This window comes from Streptomyces virginiae (genome assembly GCF_040638905.1).
Taxonomy (GTDB): domain Bacteria; phylum Actinomycetota; class Actinomycetes; order Streptomycetales; family Streptomycetaceae; genus Streptomyces; species Streptomyces virginiae_B.
In genome coordinates this window covers 211,139-226,150 of record NZ_JBEZYV010000009.1, presented here as the reverse complement: position 1 = coordinate 226,150, position 15,012 = coordinate 211,139, and the positions used below count along the sequence as shown (strand labels likewise).

At 73.2% G+C, this 15,012-nt stretch carries 14 protein-coding genes; 8 read left to right on the top strand and 6 right to left on the bottom strand.

The genetic code is table 11. From position 1 onward, the window contains the following. The first annotated feature begins 8 nt into the window (after nucleotides 1-8). Nucleotides 9-806 (top strand): EI24 domain-containing protein, encoded by a 798-nt coding sequence (locus AB0F82_RS15875; RefSeq protein WP_362627597.1) that lies wholly within the window; start codon nucleotides 9-11, stop codon nucleotides 804-806. Between the two features lie 44 nt (nucleotides 807-850). On the opposite strand, the gene AB0F82_RS15870 is transcribed toward AB0F82_RS15875, so the two are convergent. Further along, nucleotides 851-1,738, bottom strand: a complete 888-nt coding sequence (locus AB0F82_RS15870; protein ID WP_362627594.1) for an NAD(P)-dependent oxidoreductase — start codon at nucleotides 1,736-1,738, stop codon at nucleotides 851-853. Nucleotides 1,739-1,885: 147 nt separating this feature from the next. On the opposite strand from AB0F82_RS15870, the gene AB0F82_RS15865 reads away from it, so the two are divergent. The 3 genes from AB0F82_RS15865 (at nucleotide 1,886) to AB0F82_RS15855 (ending at nucleotide 5,626) form a co-directional block, all read left to right on the top strand. Further along, entirely contained in the window at nucleotides 1,886-2,230 is a 345-nt protein-coding gene (locus AB0F82_RS15865) for a winged helix-turn-helix transcriptional regulator (protein ID WP_362627591.1), read from the top strand. 104 nt (nucleotides 2,231-2,334) lie between these two features. Continuing rightward, entirely contained in the window at nucleotides 2,335-4,026 is a 1,692-nt protein-coding gene (locus tag AB0F82_RS15860) for a hypothetical protein (RefSeq protein WP_356810367.1), read from the top strand. Between the two features lie 13 nt (nucleotides 4,027-4,039). After that, the gene (locus AB0F82_RS15855) at nucleotides 4,040-5,626 is read left to right on the top strand and encodes a DUF2142 domain-containing protein (protein ID WP_362627588.1); all 1,587 of its coding nucleotides are present in this window, start codon (nucleotides 4,040-4,042) and stop codon (nucleotides 5,624-5,626) included. Between the two features lie 148 nt (nucleotides 5,627-5,774). Here the strand turns inward: AB0F82_RS15855 and AB0F82_RS15850 are convergent, their stop codons facing one another. Together AB0F82_RS15850 and AB0F82_RS15845 are read right to left on the bottom strand one after the other, a co-directional pair. Further along, nucleotides 5,775-6,491, bottom strand: a complete 717-nt coding sequence (locus AB0F82_RS15850) for a carbon-nitrogen hydrolase family protein (protein WP_362627585.1) — start codon at nucleotides 6,489-6,491, stop codon at nucleotides 5,775-5,777. 4 nt (nucleotides 6,492-6,495) lie between these two features. Next, on the bottom strand, nucleotides 6,496-7,404 hold the full coding sequence (locus AB0F82_RS15845) for a LysR family transcriptional regulator (RefSeq protein WP_436842097.1): 909 nt from the start codon (nucleotides 7,402-7,404) through the stop codon (nucleotides 6,496-6,498). A gap of 49 nt (nucleotides 7,405-7,453) precedes the next feature. Here AB0F82_RS15845 and AB0F82_RS15840 point away from each other — a divergent pair, with 49 nt between their 5' ends. Next, on the top strand, nucleotides 7,454-8,254 hold the full coding sequence (locus AB0F82_RS15840) for an NAD(P)-dependent oxidoreductase (RefSeq protein ID WP_362627579.1): 801 nt from the start codon (nucleotides 7,454-7,456) through the stop codon (nucleotides 8,252-8,254). A gap of 65 nt (nucleotides 8,255-8,319) precedes the next feature. After that, on the top strand, nucleotides 8,320-8,643 hold the full coding sequence (locus AB0F82_RS15835; RefSeq protein ID WP_362627576.1) for a putative quinol monooxygenase: 324 nt from the start codon (nucleotides 8,320-8,322) through the stop codon (nucleotides 8,641-8,643). On the opposite strand, the gene AB0F82_RS15830 is transcribed toward AB0F82_RS15835, so the two are convergent. Next, nucleotides 8,640-9,218: a TetR/AcrR family transcriptional regulator gene (locus AB0F82_RS15830; RefSeq protein ID WP_362627573.1), complete on the bottom strand. Its 579-nt coding sequence runs from the start codon at nucleotides 9,216-9,218 to the stop codon at nucleotides 8,640-8,642. The two genes, AB0F82_RS15835 and AB0F82_RS15830, sit on opposite strands and share 4 nt — an antisense overlap. Before the next feature lie 187 nt (nucleotides 9,219-9,405). Between AB0F82_RS15830 and AB0F82_RS15825 the strand changes: the two genes are divergently transcribed. Then, nucleotides 9,406-11,895 (top strand): beta-glucosidase family protein, encoded by a 2,490-nt coding sequence (locus AB0F82_RS15825; RefSeq protein WP_362627570.1) that lies wholly within the window; start codon nucleotides 9,406-9,408, stop codon nucleotides 11,893-11,895. Nucleotides 11,896-11,980: 85 nt separating this feature from the next. Here AB0F82_RS15825 and AB0F82_RS15820 read toward each other — a convergent pair whose 3' ends face one another. Continuing rightward, complete coding sequence (locus AB0F82_RS15820; protein WP_356810359.1) at nucleotides 11,981-12,877, bottom strand: SGNH/GDSL hydrolase family protein; 897 nt, start codon at nucleotides 12,875-12,877, stop codon at nucleotides 11,981-11,983. 248 nt (nucleotides 12,878-13,125) lie between these two features. Between AB0F82_RS15820 and AB0F82_RS15815 the strand changes: the two genes are divergently transcribed. Further along, nucleotides 13,126-13,620: a DUF3145 domain-containing protein gene (locus tag AB0F82_RS15815; protein ID WP_356810358.1), complete on the top strand. Its 495-nt coding sequence runs from the start codon at nucleotides 13,126-13,128 to the stop codon at nucleotides 13,618-13,620. A 70-nt stretch (nucleotides 13,621-13,690) separates the two neighbouring features. Here AB0F82_RS15815 and fabF read toward each other — a convergent pair whose 3' ends face one another. Further along, nucleotides 13,691-14,956 (bottom strand): beta-ketoacyl-ACP synthase II, encoded by a 1,266-nt coding sequence (gene fabF / locus AB0F82_RS15810; RefSeq protein WP_356810357.1) that lies wholly within the window; start codon nucleotides 14,954-14,956, stop codon nucleotides 13,691-13,693. Nucleotides 14,957-15,012: the final 56 nt, after the last annotated feature.

Sequence of the window (15,012 nt, the reverse complement as noted above, 5' to 3'; positions counted from 1 at the left end):
CTGGCGCCATGCGCGATCTTGCGGGGGGCTTCCGGTATCTGCTGGCCGGACAGCGATGGGTGCTGGGACACGGGCGATGGCTGGGCTTCGGGCTGCTGCCCGGCCTGGTCTCGCTCGCCCTCTACGCCGGCGCCCTCATCGGGCTCGGCTACGGCGCCGACGACCTGACCGCCTGGTCGACCCCCTTCGCCGACGACTGGTCCGCCCCCTGGCGCGGCCTCTTCCGCGGCTTCCTCACCGCCCTCTTCTTCGGCCTCGGGCTCTTCCTCTCCGTGATCACTTTCACCGCCGTCACCCTGCTGATCGGCCAGCCCTTCTACGAGTCCCTCTCGGAGCAGGTCGACCGCAGCGAGGGCGGGGAGGTCCCGCGGTCCGGCCTCCCGCTCTGGCGGGAGCTGTGGATCTCGGCCCGGGACAGCGTGAAGGTGCTCGGGCGGGTGGTGCTGTACGGCATCGGGCTCTTCGTCCTCGGCTTCGTTCCGGTGATCGGCCAGACCGTCGTCCCGGCGCTCGGGTTCTGCGTCTCCGGCTACTTCCTGACCCAGGAGCTCACCTCCGTCGCCCTCCAGCGCCGCAAGGTGGGGCTGCCCGAGCGGCTGGTGCTGCTGCGGTCCCGGCGGCTGCTGGTGCTGGGCTTCGGAGTGCCGCTGGTGCTGGCGTTCCTGGTCCCGCTCGTCGCGGTGTTCCTGATGCCGGGCGCGGTGGCTGGAGCCACCCTGATGGCGCGCGACCTGATGCGCACCGACGAGTCACCGGCCGCCGAAGCCACCCCCGCGGACTTCGGACCGCCGCCGGCCTTCTCGTAGACCGCCGGCCGCCGGCCGCCGGTCCGGTCGCAGGCCCGGATCGGCTACGGCTTCAGCAGCAGGATGGCCCCCGCCGTGTCCTCCCCGCCGTGGACCGCCGGGTCCGCCGTCAGCCGGCGGCGCATCAGGTCCAGGTAGGGGGAGATCAGCTCGGCACTGACCCCCTGCTCCTGCGCCGTGCGGAGCAGGGTGCCGCTGGCCGCGACCTGCATGGCGAGGTTGGACACCACCCCGGTGGTGAAGTCCCGCGACGTGAGCCGATCGGCGGCGTTGCCGACGAAGAAGCCCATCGCGCCCAGCCATTCGGACAGCAGCGGAGCCAGGTCCTTCGGGGCGATGTCCTCGCCCTCGGTCAGCGCGTAGGCGTGCGAGATGCCGGCGAACAGCCCGTACATCGCGCTGAGCAGCGCCACGTCGTGCAGGGCGGCGTGCCCGGGGTCCTCCCCGACGAAGCGGGCCCCGGCAGGGACCTCCAGCGTCGCGCGGTGGGTGTCGAACAGGGCGCGCGAGCCGCTGTAGAAGACGTACCCGCCGGCCTCCGGGACGCCGATCATCGTGGGGGTGGCCATGATCCCGCCGTCGGTGTACCGGGCGCCCCGGGCCTCGGCCCAGGCGGCCCGGGCGCGGGCCTCGGCGGGGGTGCCGGTGGTGAGGTCGACGAGGTCCTTGCCGGTCAGGTCGACGCCCTCCAGGGTGGAGCGGACGCTGGCGTCGTCCAGCAGGCAGGTCACGACCAGGGTGTTCGCCGCGACCGCGGCCGCGGCGCTCGCGGCGACGACGGCGCCCTCGGCGGCGAGCGGCCCGGTCTTGGCGGAGGTGCGGTTCCATACGGTCAGGGAGTGCCCGGCCGCGAGCCAGGTACGGGCGAGGGCGGTGCCCATGTCGCCGAGTCCGAGCAGGGTGAGCGATTTCTGCGGTGTGGTGTCGGTCATGGCGTTTAGCCTGGTAGCAGGCAGTGGGGCGCTCAAGTACGCACTTCGGAGTGGGTGGTTACCCCAAGGTGAGCGAGCAGGTCGGGAGGGTGCGCGATGGCGGTGGCACGAAGGCCCGGTGCGGATCACTGCGGGATCGCCGCGGCGATGTCCGTGATCGACGGCAAATGGAAGGTGTCGCTCCTGTGGGAGTTGGAGCAGCGCCCGCGCCGCTTCGGTGAACTGCGCCGGCTCGTCCCCGGCGTCTCCGAGAAGGTGCTCGCCGCCCAGCTGCGCGAGCTGGAGACCGACGGCATCGTGCACCGCGAGGTCTACGACGAGGTCCCGCCGCGCGTCGAGTACTCCCTGACCCCGCTGGGCCAGGACCTGAACGCCGCCCTGGAACCGCTGGGGGAGTGGGGCACCAAGCACCTCCTCCCGGATTCGGCCCAAGGGGCCGGGCCCGTAGGATGCATCCCAGCAAGTGCCAAGGCTGTCTCTCACTGCCCTTGAGTTCGCCCTGGCCCGGAGCTTCGGCGGGGGGCCGGAGTCGCGCAGCGGCTTGCCGCCAGGACCGGCCACCGGGCCGAGGACCGACCAGCAGTAGGGACACAGCAGTGACAGTCAGTACCGAGGGCACGGCGACCGTGCTGCCCCCGGGCGGACCGGCCGCGCCCGCCCGCCCGATACCGGCCGCCCGGCGCGGGCTCGGCTCACGCGGCACGCTCCTGCTCCTCGAAGCCGCCGTCGCCTTCGCCGCGGCGCTCGTGCTCCCGCTGCTGGCGCGCGGCTTCAACTTCAACCCCCTCGACCGGATCGCGCAGGTCAGCGGCCTCGCCGCGATCCAGCTGCGGTTCGCGCTCATAGGCCTGGTCTTCATCGGCGCGGTGGCGCTGGCCGTACGACTGCGCGGGGGCCGGCACTTCGACCTGGCCACCCGGTTCGCCTCCGCCGCCCTCGCAGGCCTGGCCAGCGGCTTCGTCGCCGCCGGCGCCGTCGTCGCCCTCCACGGGACGCCCTGGCCGATGTTCGGCCTCAACGGCGACAGCGGCCGCATCGTCGAATGGGCCCACGCCGTGGCCAACGGCCGCCCCTCGGGCTCGCCGGTCTACCCGCCGGCCCCCCTGCACACCCTCGGCCACTACGCCGAGTGGTTCCGCGGCGGCAACACCGCGTATGCCTTCAAGGACCTCCAGATCCTCGGTGCCGCCGCGTTCGGACCGCTGGTCTACCTCTCCTGGCGCATGCTGCTCGGTCCCGTCCGGGCCCTCGCCTTCGGCGTCGCCCCCGCCTTCGCGCTGATCGACGCGTACAAGCCGTACAGCCAGACCGTCCTCGTCGTGCTGGTGCCCGTCCTGGTGGCGATGGTGGTGTCGCTGAGCCGCAGCGGCACGCAGGGCTGGCGCCCCCTGCTGCTCAAGGGCGCGGGATTCGGCGCGCTGCTCGGCGTGCTCTTCCTCACCTACTCGGGCTGGTTCCTGTGGAGCGCGGCGGGTGTGCTGTTCGCCGCACTGCTGTACTTCCCGTGGCGGGACGGCCGGCTCGGCCGGATCAAGGGCGCGGCCTTCCTCGGAGCCTCCCTCGCGGCGTTCCTGGTGGTCGCCGGGCGCTACCTCATGGTCATGCTGACCGAGGGGCAGACCACCAAGGACTACAACTTCCGGTTCGACAACTTCACCGACCCGGCGTACTACCTCATGTGGCGCACGGACATGCCCGGCAAGGTCGGCGAGTGGCCGCTGCCCGGCGAGTACGGCGGGGTCGGGCTGTTCGCCCTGGTCACCTTCGTCGGCCTCGGCGCCGCGATCTGGCTGGGCATGCGCAAGCCGATGGTGGTCACCATCGCCGCCATGTTCATCAGCGCGTGGGTGATGCGCATGTACATCGCCTCGCACATGTACGAGACGCAGACCGTCCAGCTCTACACCCGCACGAACAACCAGCTGCTCTACTGCGGGCTGCTGCTGTGCGCGCTCGTCGTCCACCTGGTCTCGCAGCGGATGGCCGCGCGCCGCGCGCAGTCCTCGGCGGACGCCGAACCCACGGCGGCCACCGCGGACGCGGGGGGCACCGGTTTCCCGGGTCGCGAAGGCGCGGTGATCGGGGCCATGTGCGCCCTGCTGCTGCTCCTCGGCACCGTCTCCTCCTCGATGGCCGACCGCTACATGCCGGCCAAGGAGAACACGTACCGGATCCTGCCGTGGGTGTCGCACACCATCACGGAGCAGGACGGCAGCTGCCCGAAGTACGCGCCCGGCGGCACGTGCTCCAAGGACGGCGACCAGAGCTGGCTCAGCTTCATCCGATGACCCCGGGGGACCGATGACTTCCGCACTGACGCGGCTGGCCGACTGGTCGGCCAGGACACCCAAGCGGCTCTGGCTGATCTCGTTCGCGCTGTTCTTCACGCTCACGGGCGCGTGGGCGGCCGCCAGCCCGCTGGGCAGCTCTCCCGACGAGCACGCGCACTTCATCCGCGGCGCCGCCGTCGCCAGGGGCCAGATCGGCGGGACCGAGGTGATGGTCCCGCACACGGTCGCGGGCATCGATGGCCACTTCGCCGAGACCGGGGTGCAGCTCCCGGAGTGGTACCGGAACCTGCCCGCCGTGCACGAGTGCTACTCGTGGCGGCAGGCGCAGCCGGCGTCCTGCACACCCTCGCTCGGGAACTCCGAGAAGATTCAGCAGGCCACCACGGCCGCCGGCCGCTACCACCCGGGCTACTACCTGGTGACCGGCTGGCCGAGCCTGCTGGTCGACGGCCCCAAGGGGCTGTACCTCATGCGCTTCATGTCGGCGCTCCTCTGCTCGGCGCTGCTGGCGAGCGCCGTGGTCACGGCCGCCGAATGGCGGCGCCGGTCGCTGGCGATGCTCGGCGTGTTCGCCGCGGCCACGCCGATGACGCTCTACATGGCCGGCATGGTCAACCCCAGCGGCGGCGAGATCGCCGCCGGGATCCTGGTATGGACGGCCCTGCTGTCGATCGTCCTGTCACCCGACCCGGTGCTGCTGAACCGCCGGCTGGCCAGGCTGGGCATCGGCGGCCTGGTGCTGATCAACATCCGGCCGCTCGGCCTCATCTGGTTCGGTGGGGCGGTCGTCTTCTGCCTGCTGCTGACGCAGCGGCGCGGAGTGCTGGGACAGGTGCTGCGGCGCAAGGCGCTGTGGCTCTGGACGGGCCTGCTGGGCCTGGCGACGGCCGGTGCGCTGCTGTGGGCGGCGGGGCACCCCGACAACTCGAAGATCGACATCCCCGACTCGCTGACCACGGGCGTGGCCGCGAAGAAGACCCTCGGCAACACCGAGGTCTACATCAAGCAGATGCTCGGATTCTTCGGCTGGCTGGACACGCCCGCCCCCGCCCTCATGTACCTGGTGTGGATGGGGGTCCTCGCGACCGTCGTCGTGCTGGCTCTCGTCCACGGCCGCACGCGCGACGTGGTGGCGGTCCTCGGCATGCTCGCGGCCGTCGTGATGGTGCCGGTGGTCGCGCAGGCCTCCCAGGCGGAGCGGATCGGCATGGTGTGGCAGGGCCGCTACCTGCTGCCCTTCGCCGTCGGGCTGCCGCTGATGGCCGTGCTGGTCTGCGCCACGCGCGCCCCCGGGCACGGCTTCCCCTGGCGGCGGCTGGTCGGGTTCTCCGTCGCCGGCCTCGCCCTGGCCGACGTGGCGGCCTTCTACTGGACGCTGCGGCGGTTCGCCGTCGGCACCAAGGGCTCGTGGGTGGCGACCTCGGCGCACTGGGCGCCGCCCGGCGGCTGGGCCCTGTGGACCTGCGTGTACGCGGTGGCCGCCGTCGCCGTCGTGCTGCCCGCCCTGCTCCCCGACCGCGAGAACGCCGCCGCGCGGCACCCGGACCGCGCCGCCCCGCGTCCGGACCGCCACCCGCGGGTCCACGAGCCCGCCTGACGCCGCACGGCCGTAACGGCCTGACGCGACGCCGCACGGCCGAACCGGCCCGGCGCACCGAGGTCGAAGCGGCTCGGTGCACTGCGGCCGAGGCGGCCCTGCGCCGCACGGCCGTAGCGGCCGGGTGCACCGCGGCCGGGCGGCCCCGTCATTCGGCGGGGCCGATCTCGGCCGTCACCACCGACGGGGTGCGGTCGTCCGCCTCGGCGAGCAGCGCCCCGCCCGGCGCCCATACGGCCGCGCCGCCACAGCCGGTCCACGGGCCCGCCCGGCCGACGTGGTTGGCGAGGACGACGTACAGGCCGTGCCGCTCGGCGATCCCCGGGTACACGGTGGCGCGCTCGTGGATCCCGTCGCCGGTGCCGTAGAGGGAGCTCGCCAGGTGGACCCGGCAGCCGTCGGCCGCGCCGCGGCCCGGCACTCCGGGGAAGTGGTTGTCGTAGCAGACGCCCAGCGAGAAGCGGACGCCGAGGAGTTCGAAGCTCCCGTCCTCCGTGCCGGCCTCGAAGACGTCCTGCTCGCGGCGGAACAGGTGCTGCTTGCGGTACGTCGTCACGTGCGCTCCGTCCGCGTCGTGGACCAGCGTCGCGATGGCGGGCCGCGGGCCCTCACCGGGCAGGGCCACGTTGACCGCGGTGGCGATACCGGCGGCGCGCACCGGGTCCAGCCGGGGGTCGTCGGCGGCCGTCCAGAGGCCGGGGTCGCCGGCGAGCGCCTCCAGTTCGTAGCCGGTGAGCGTGAACTCGGGGAACACGACCAGCGCGGCGCCCTGCTCACGGGCCGTCACGGCGAGGGCGGCGGCCCGCGCGGCGTTCGACCGGACATCGGCGGGGACGCACGTCATCTGTGCGGCGGCGATCTTCACCGGCTCAGGATGCCAGTCCGTCCGCGGCCTCCTTCAGCAAGGCCAGCAGGGCCGCGGCGGCGGGGGAGGGGGCGGTACCGCGCGGGGTGGCCGCGTACACCCCGCGGCGGGGGGCGTCGTCCGGGTGCAGGGGGACCAGCGCGAGGTCGGGCCGTACCGCGGAGGCGGCGAGTTCCGGGACCAGCGTGACGCCGAGCCCGGCGGCGACGAAGCCCTGCTTGGCGATCCAGTCGGCGGCGACGAAGCCCGTACTGGGGCGGAAACCGCCCGCCAGCGCCGAGTGCATGAGGGTCTCCTCGGGGCGGGTGCCGGCGGCGATCCACTCCTCGTCGGCCAGTTCGGCCAGTCGCAGCCCGGCCCGCCCGGCCAGCCGGTGGCCGTCCGGCAGCGCCACGTACATCCGCTCGTCCAGCAGGTGGTGCGCGGTGCACTCCCGGGGCGGCCGGCCGGAGGTCTCGGCGACGACGGCGAGGTCGAGCTCCCCGGCCGAGAGGAGGGCGAGGTGCTTGGCGGAGGGACCCTCCGTACGGGTGACGGCCACGCCGGGATGGCGGGCCCGGAAGGCGGCCAGCGCCCGCGGCAGCAGCGCGGCGTCGGCGGTGGAGAAGGAGCCGATCCGCAGCCGCCCGGCGCCGAGGGTGCGCAGCGTTTCGAACTCGGCGCGGGCGGTGCGCAGGCGTTCGCCGACGGCCTCGGCGTGCGGGAGCAGCACGTGGCCGGCCTCGGTGAGGCGGACACCGCGCGGGAGGCGGTCGAAGAGCGGGGCGCCCCACTCGTCCTCCAGGGTCTGGATCTGCCGGGAGACGGCGGACTGGGTGTAGCCCAGGGAGCGGGCGGCGGCGGTGAGGGAGCCCAGGCGGGCCACGTGCAGGAAGACCTCGTACAAGCTCTGCGGAGTGGGCATGGCGGCCATGCTAGACAGTCGCTTGTCGCATGGACGGGCCGTGTCTAGCGTCGTGGGCATGGACACAGCGCAGAAGATCGCATTCCTCGGGCTCGGCAGCATGGGGGCTCCGATGGCCCGTCACCTGCTCTCGCGCGGCCACGAGCTGACGGTGTGGAACCGGACGCCGGAGAAGGCGCGGCCGCTGGTCGGGGCCGGCGCGACGGTCGCCGCCTCGCCCGCCGGGGCCGTCCGCGACGCGGACCTCGTCATCACCATGCTGGCCGATCCGGCGGCCCTGCGGGCCGTCGCGGAGAGCGTGCTGCCCGCGCTGCGGCCCGGCGTCCACTGGATCGACACCTCGACGGTCGGGCCGGACGCGGTACGGGAGCTCGCCGGGCGGCTGCCGGCGGGGGTGACGCTGACCGACGCGCCGGTGATGGGGAGCGTCGACCGGGCGACCGCGGGGGAGTTGTGGGTGCTGGCGGGCGGTGACCCGCTGCCCGGTCCGGTCCGGCGGGTCCTGGACAGCCTCGGCGGGGTCACCGTGTGCGGCCCGGCCGGTTCCGGCGCGGCGCTGAAGCTGGTGCTGATCAACGCGGCGGTCGGCGGGGTGGCCCTGGTGGCCGAGGTGCTGAGGCTGGGCGGCGCCCTGGGCCTGCCGGAGGAGCTGGTCCGCGGACAGCTGGCCCGCGGGCCGCTGGCGGGCGCGGTGGCCCGTGCGTACGCCGATGCCTCGGACTTCCCGGTCTCCCTGGCCGCGAAGGACGTGGCCCTGGCCACCGCCCACGCGGCGCTGCCGGTCCTGGAGTCGGTCCACGCCGCCCTGACGTCCCGTCCGGACCTGGCCGACCGGGACCTCTCCGCCCTCCGCGCCTGACCAGGCCGGGTCGGCGGGCCGGGACTTCGCCCCACGGTCCGGATCAACCTGCATAAAATGCCTGTGTGATCTTCATTGTGGTGAAATTCCCCGTCAAGCCCGAATACGTCGACGCGTGGCCCGACAAGGTCGCGCCCTTCACCCGCGCCACCCGCGCCGAACCCGGGAACCTCTGGTTCGAGTGGTCGCGCAGCCTGGAGGAGCCGGACACCTACGTCCTGGTCGAGGCCTTCCAGGACGGCGCCGCCGAGGCGCACGTCACCTCGGAGCACTTCCGCGCCGCACTGGAGACCATGCGGCCGATGGTGACCCGTACGCCCGAGATCGTCAGCACGACCGTCGAGGGTGCGAACGGCTGGAGCCGGATGGGCGAGCTCCAGATCGACTAGGCGGCGTCGGGCCCTCGCAGCAGGGTCAGGAAGGCCCGGAAGGCGGCGGGCATGTCCACGGACTCGGGGGCCAGCAGCCACTGGTACTGCAGTCCGTCCATGACCGCCGTCAGAAGCGGGGCAGCCTGCTCCGGGGTGAGCCCCGAGGGCAGGCGGTCGCCGAACTCGGCGCGCAGCACCGCCGCCATCTCCGAGCGGACCTGCGCGTAGCGCTCGGTGAAGAACTCCCGGGCCGGATGCCCCTCGGTGACGCTCTCGCCCAGCAGTGCCGAGAAGGTCTGCACGATGCCCGGGCGCATGGCGTTGTACTCCACCAGCGAGGCCAGCAGGTCGAGGCGCCAGGTGTCCGCCGCGGCGCGCGAGCCGCCGCCCGTGTCCCACCGGTCGCGTTCCTCCAGCACCGCGACGAGCAGCGCCTCCTTGGTCGGGAAGTAGTGCAGCAGTCCCTGCTGGGTCAGGCCCACGCGCTCGGCGACCGTGCCCAGGGACGCGCCCCGGTAGCCGCGCTCCGCGATCACCTCGACGGCCGCGCGGACGATCTCCCCGCGGCGTTCCTCGCTCCTCGCCCTGGCCATCGCCATGGCACTCCTTCCGTCCACTCCCGTCCGCAGGACCGTAGGAGGACCGTACGGCATTCGAACATCACGAAGAGATGACAAACCCGACCGTTCAACAGGCAACAGGTTCACGATGGGGGCACCGCACCGCACCGCACCGCACCGCTCCGCGCAACCGCACCGCTCTCGACGAGGAGGCTCGGCCGTGACCGATGCCGATCAGGTCCGCGACCAGATACGGGACGACGCCGTGGAGGCGGCGCTCGGCAAGCTCGATCTCGACACCAAGGCCCTTCTCCTGGCGGGCCGCGACATGTGGTCCCTGCCCGCGATCCCCGCCATCGGGCTGCAGTCCCTGGTCATGTCCGACGGCCCCGTCGGGGTCCGCGGCGTGCGCTGGACCGCCGACGACCCGTCCGTCGCCCTGCCCTCCCCGACCTCGCTCGCCGCCGCCTGGGACCCGGAGCTCGCCCGCCGCGCCGGCCGGCTCCTCGCCCAGGAGGCCCGCCGCAAGGGCGTCCACGTCCTGCTCGCGCCCACCGTCAACCTGCACCGCTCCCCGCTCGGCGGACGGCACTTCGAGTGCTACTCCGAGGACCCGTACCTCACCGGGGCCATCGGCAGCGGCTACGTCAACGGCGTCCAGGACGGCGGCGTCGGCACCACGGTCAAGCACTTCGTCGGCAACGACGCCGAGACCGACCGGTTCACCGTCGACAGCGTCATCGCCCCACGCCCGCTGCGCGAGCTGTACCTGGCCCCCTTCGAGGCCATCGTCGCCCATGCCCGCCCATGGGGCATCATGACCGCCTACAACCAGGTCAACGGCACGACGATGACCGAGCACCGGTACCTCGTGAACGAGGTCCTGCGCGGCGAGTGGGGCTTCGACGGCGCCAACGTCTCCGACTGGATGGCCGCCCGCTCCACCACCGGCGACATCCTGGGCGGCATGGACGTGGCGATGCCCGGCCCGACCACCGTCTACGGACCCGCCCTCGCCGAGGCCGTGCGCGCCGGGGAGGTCCCCGAGTCCGCCGTCGACGAAGCCGTGCGCAACGTCCTGCGCCTCGCCGCCCGCGTCGGGGCCCTGGAGGGCGCGCCCCCGGTCGTCGAGACTCCCCCGGCCCCCGTCGACGGCCAGGCGCTGGCCCGCGAACTCGCCGCCCGCGGGTTCGTCCTCGTCCGCAACGAGGACGGCGCCCTGCCGCTGGACGCCTCCGCCGGCCGTACCGTCGCCCTCCTCGGGGCGGCCGCGCGCGATGCCCGGGTGCTGGGCGGCGGCAGTGCCACCGTCTTCCCCGAACGGGTCGTCTCCCCGCTCGACGGACTCGCCGCGGCCCTCCCGGAGGGGGCCCTGAGCTACGCGGTCGGCGCCGACCCCTCCGAGGAACTCACCCCTGCCGACAAGGGCTTCGAGCTCGTCGCCGTGTGCCGCGACGCCTCGGGGGCCGTCCTCGGCGAGGGCGGCCTGCCCACCGGCCAGGTCCAGTGGATCGGCGACGACCTGCCCGCGGGCGCCACGTACGAGGCCATGGCGAGCATCGAGGTCCGCGGTACGTTCGTGCCGCGCGAGAGCGGTGAGCACGCCTTCGGCACCCGCGGACTCGGCGCCTTCGCCCTCGCCGTCGGCGGACGGCGGCTGTGGAGCGGCGTCCAGGAGATGGGCGACGAGGCCGACCCCTTCGAGGCCTTCTTCGGGGCGCCCAGCGAGCGCGCCCGCGTCACCCTCGCCGAGGGCGAGCCCGTCGAGGTGTCACTGACCTTCCAGGTCCCCGACATGAGTGCGCTGCCGCTCAGGGCGATCATGTTCTCGCTGCTCCACCTCCCCCCGCGGCGCGACCCCGACGAGCTGATCGCCGAGGCGGTCGAGGCCGCCCGCGCCGCGGACACCGCCGTCGTGGTCGTCGCCACCACCGAGCGCGTGGAGTCCGAGGGCTTCGACCGGAGCGACCTCGCCCTCCCGGGCCGCCAGGACGACCTGGTGCGGGCCGTCGCCGCCGTCAACCCGAACACCGTCGTCGTCGTCAACGCCGGCTCCCCGGTGGAGCTCCCGTGGCGCGAGGACGTCGCCGCCGTCCTGCTGACCTGGTTCCCCGGGCAGGAGGGCGGGGCCGCGCTGGCCGACGTACTCCTCGGGGACGCGGAGCCGGGCGGCCGGCTGCCCACCACCTGGCCCGCCCGGTTCGCCGACGCGCCCGTCACCGAGGTCGTCCCCACGGACGGCCGCCTGGAGTACGGCGAGGGCCTGTTCATCGGCTACCGGGCCTACGAGCGGCGGGGCGTCACCCCCGCCTACCCCTTCGGGCACGGCCTCGGCTACACCGACTGGGCGTACGAGTCCCTGGAGGCCACCGCCGAGACCGTACGGGTCCGCGTCACCAACACCGGCACCCGGCCCGGCCGCGAGGTCGTCCAGGTCTACCTGGCGCCCGTGGACACCGCGTCCGACGGTGCGTCCGACGGCGCGCGGAGCACGGCCGTCGAGCGTCCGGCGAGCTGGCTGGCGGGCTTCGCGAGCGTCGCCGCGGGCCCCGGCGAGAGCGTCGAGACCGAGATCCCGCTGCCCGCCCGGGCCTTCGAGGTCTGGGACGAGGAGGCCCGCGGCTGGCGCCGGATCGGCGGTGCCTACGAGGTGCGCGCGAGCCACGCGCACGGCGACACCCGGCTGACCGTGACGCTCGACATCGCGTGACACTCCGTATGGCCGGAAACCACCCCTGAGAACCGGTCCGGGGACGGGCCCTGACACCCGTCCCCGGACCCTCCGCGCACTGACGTCAACGCGGCGGCTCCGCCGCCGTCACCTGGCGGTGTGCCAGTTCCGCCAGCCGCGCCTGTCCGTCCTTGCCCGGGTGGAACCAGTCCCAGCGGCTCAACTGCTCCGCCGCGAAGGGGTACTGGAACACCGCGCCGCCGTCGTAGCGGCACAGCGCGTCCTTCCCGCAGACCTCGCGCAGCACCTCGTTGTACTCGACCACCCGTGCCCGCACCTGCTCGCGCCGGGCCTTGGCCCCCGTGGCCAGCGACAGCGGATCGGCGAGCATCGACTGGCAGATGCCCAGCTTCCACACCTGGCGCACCATCGGGAGGTCCTTGCCCTGCTCCCACAGCCGCTGCAGGTCCGGCACGCTGGAGACGTACACCTGGGAGGTCGGGGACGCGGCCCGCAGCTGCGCGAGGGCCTGCTCGAAGCCGGACCGGAAGTCCGCCACCGGGGTCATCGACGAAGCGGTGGGCCGGCAGGCGTCGTTCGACCCCACCATCACCGTGACCAGGTCGGGCTTGTGCGCGGCGGCCGCAGTCAGCTGGGCCGGCAGGTCCGCCATGCGCGAGCCGGTCACCGCGTAGTTCCAGCTGCGCTCGGGCACCGCGGCCTGCCCCAGCAGCCGGCTGGCGAGGGAGCGGACGGCGGGGTCGTTGCCGGTGGCCCAGGAGACCTCGGGGCAGTCGGCGAGGACCGAACAGGCGTCGAAACCACGTGTGATGGAGTCGCCGGCGGCCGCGACCGAGGTGGGCGCCGTGTTCCACCGGGGCCCCGACTGCGCTCCGCGCTCGCCGCGGTCGGGCGACCCGCCCGACTGACACCCGCTCAGAGCCCCGGCCAGCAGCGCGACCGCCGTGCCCGCGCCCGCGAGAGTACGGCGCGCGCGGCGTCCGGCGGCGGTGGTGCGCATGGGAAGGACCCCTCCTTGTGGCCCCCACGTCGACCGGGGGGCCTGGTGAGTGAAAGCTCTGTGTTTACCGGTCTTGGAGCGACCGTACGTCACACCATGACCCCTGGCGCACGGTAGCTTTTTCCCGTGGCGTTTCGGCCGCAGGTCCCGTAGCGCAATGTCAAATAATTTCCGTTACATTACATCACGTCACAAACTGTCCGTTTTCTGGAGTTTATTCCCGACCTCGTCCACCACTGGAGGTCCCGGTGACGACACGTGGAGTTCTGTACGTGCATTCCGCACCGCGCGCGCTCTGCCCGCACGTGGAATGGGCCGTAGCGGGCGTGCTCGGGGTGCGGGCGAACCTCGACTGGATCAGGCAGCCCGCCTCCCCGGGCACCTGGAGAGCCGAGTTCTCCTGGCAGGCCGAAGCGGGCACCGCGTCGAAACTCGCCTCCGCGCTGCGCGGCTGGCACCTGCTGCGCTTCGAGGTGACCGCGGAGCCCTGTCCGACCGCAGAGGGCGAGCGCTACAGCTCCACACCGGAGCTCGGCATCTTCCACGCCGTCACCGGTATGCACGGCGACATCCTCATCCCGGAGGACCGGCTGCGCGCCGCCCTGGCCCGGTCGGCGCGCGGCGAGACCGAGCTGGAGGCGGAGATCGCCAAACTGCTCGGCAAGCCCTGGGACGACGAGCTGGAGCCCTTCCGCTACGCGGGCGAGGGCGCGCCCGTCCGCTGGCTCCACCAGGTGGTCTGACCCCCCGTCCAACGCAGAAGGCCCACCCGGGATCACCCGGGTGGGCCTTCTGACGTGTTTCAGGGGCGCACTAGACCGTGCGGAACGCCAGGGTGACGTTGTGGCCGCCGAAACCGAAGGAGTTGTTGATCGCGGAGATCGGACCGTCGGCCGGCAGCTTGCGCGGCTCGCCGATGACGATGTCGGCGTCGATGTCGTCGTCGAGCGCGTCGACGTTGATCGTCGGCGGGGCCAGCCGGTGGTACAGCGCCAGCACGGTGGCGACGGTCTCGATACCGCCCGCGCCACCCAGCAGGTGACCGGTCATCGACTTGGTCGCGGAGATCGCGATGTGGTCGAGGTCGTCGCCCAGGACCTTGCGCAGGGCCTTGATCTCGGCCGTGTCGCCCTGCGGGGTGGACGTGGCGTGCGCGTTGACGTGGACCAGCTCGGCCGGGTCGAGACCCGTGTTGTCGAGCAGGTTCTGCACCGCGGCCGCGACACCGCGGCCGGTCGGCTCGGGCTGCGCGATGTGGTGGCTGTCCGCGGACAGACCCTGGCCCAGCACCTCGCAGTAGACCCGGGCACCGCGCTTGGCGGCGTGCTCGGCGGACTCCAGGATGACGACGCCCGCGCCCTCGCCCAGGACGAAGCCGTCACGGGCCTTGTCGTACGGACGCGAGGCCGTCTGCGGGTTCTCGTTGTTCTTCGACATCGCCATCATGTTGGCGAAGGCGGCGATCGGCAGCGGGTGGATCGCGGCCTCGGTGCCGCCCGCGACGACCACGTCGGCGCGGCCGGTGCGGATCATCTCGACGGCGTAGCCGATGGCCTCGGCGCCGGACGCGCATGCGCTGACCGGAGTGTGCACGCCCGCTTGGGCGTTGACCTCCAGGCCGACGTTGGCCGACGGGCCGTTCGGCATGAGCATGGGAACGGTGTGCGGGGAGACCCGGCGCACACCCTTTTCCTTCAGTACGTCGTACTGGTCGAGCAGTGTGGTGACACCGCCGATGCCGGAGGCGATCACGGTGCCGAGCCGGTCGGGTGCGATGGACTCGTCCTCGCCGGCCGGGGCGGTGTAGCCGGCGTCGGCCCACGCCTCGCGGGCCGCGATGACGGCGAACTGCGCCGAGCGGTCCAGCTTGCGGGCCAGCGGCCGGGGGAGGACCTCACTCGGGTCCACGGCGACAGGGGCGGCGATGCGTACCGGGAGTTCGGCGAAGCGCTCGCCCTCCAGGGGCTTGACGCCGGAACGGCCGGCGAGCAGACCTTCCCAGGTCGAAGCGCTGTCGCCACCCAGCGGAGTGGTTGCGCCGATACCGGTGACGACCACGGTGCGATTGGTCGGGCTCACAGGAATTCTTTCTCCACGTCTCAGGGGGTGCTGAATTGTCACGGCGCCACCGCCGG

What these genes read in the sequence shown, in the direction of transcription:
- AB0F82_RS15875 (WP_362627597.1), top strand. Translation starts at nt 9, where the DNA reads ATGCGCGATCTTGCGGGGGGCTTCCGGTATCTGCTGGCCGGACAGCGA.
- AB0F82_RS15870 (WP_362627594.1), bottom strand. Translation starts at nt 1,738, where the DNA reads ATGACCGACACCACACCGCAGAAATCGCTCACCCTGCTCGGACTCGGC.
- AB0F82_RS15865 (WP_362627591.1), top strand. Translation starts at nt 1,886, where the DNA reads ATGTCCGTGATCGACGGCAAATGGAAGGTGTCGCTCCTGTGGGAGTTG.
- AB0F82_RS15855 (WP_362627588.1), top strand. Translation starts at nt 4,040, where the DNA reads ATGACTTCCGCACTGACGCGGCTGGCCGACTGGTCGGCCAGGACACCC.
- AB0F82_RS15845 (WP_436842097.1), bottom strand. Translation starts at nt 7,404, where the DNA reads ATGGCCGCCATGCCCACTCCGCAGAGCTTGTACGAGGTCTTCCTGCAC.
- AB0F82_RS15840 (WP_362627579.1), top strand. Translation starts at nt 7,454, where the DNA reads ATGGACACAGCGCAGAAGATCGCATTCCTCGGGCTCGGCAGCATGGGG.
- AB0F82_RS15830 (WP_362627573.1), bottom strand. Translation starts at nt 9,218, where the DNA reads ATGGCCAGGGCGAGGAGCGAGGAACGCCGCGGGGAGATCGTCCGCGCG.
- AB0F82_RS15820 (WP_356810359.1), bottom strand. Translation starts at nt 12,877, where the DNA reads ATGCGCACCACCGCCGCCGGACGCCGCGCGCGCCGTACTCTCGCGGGC.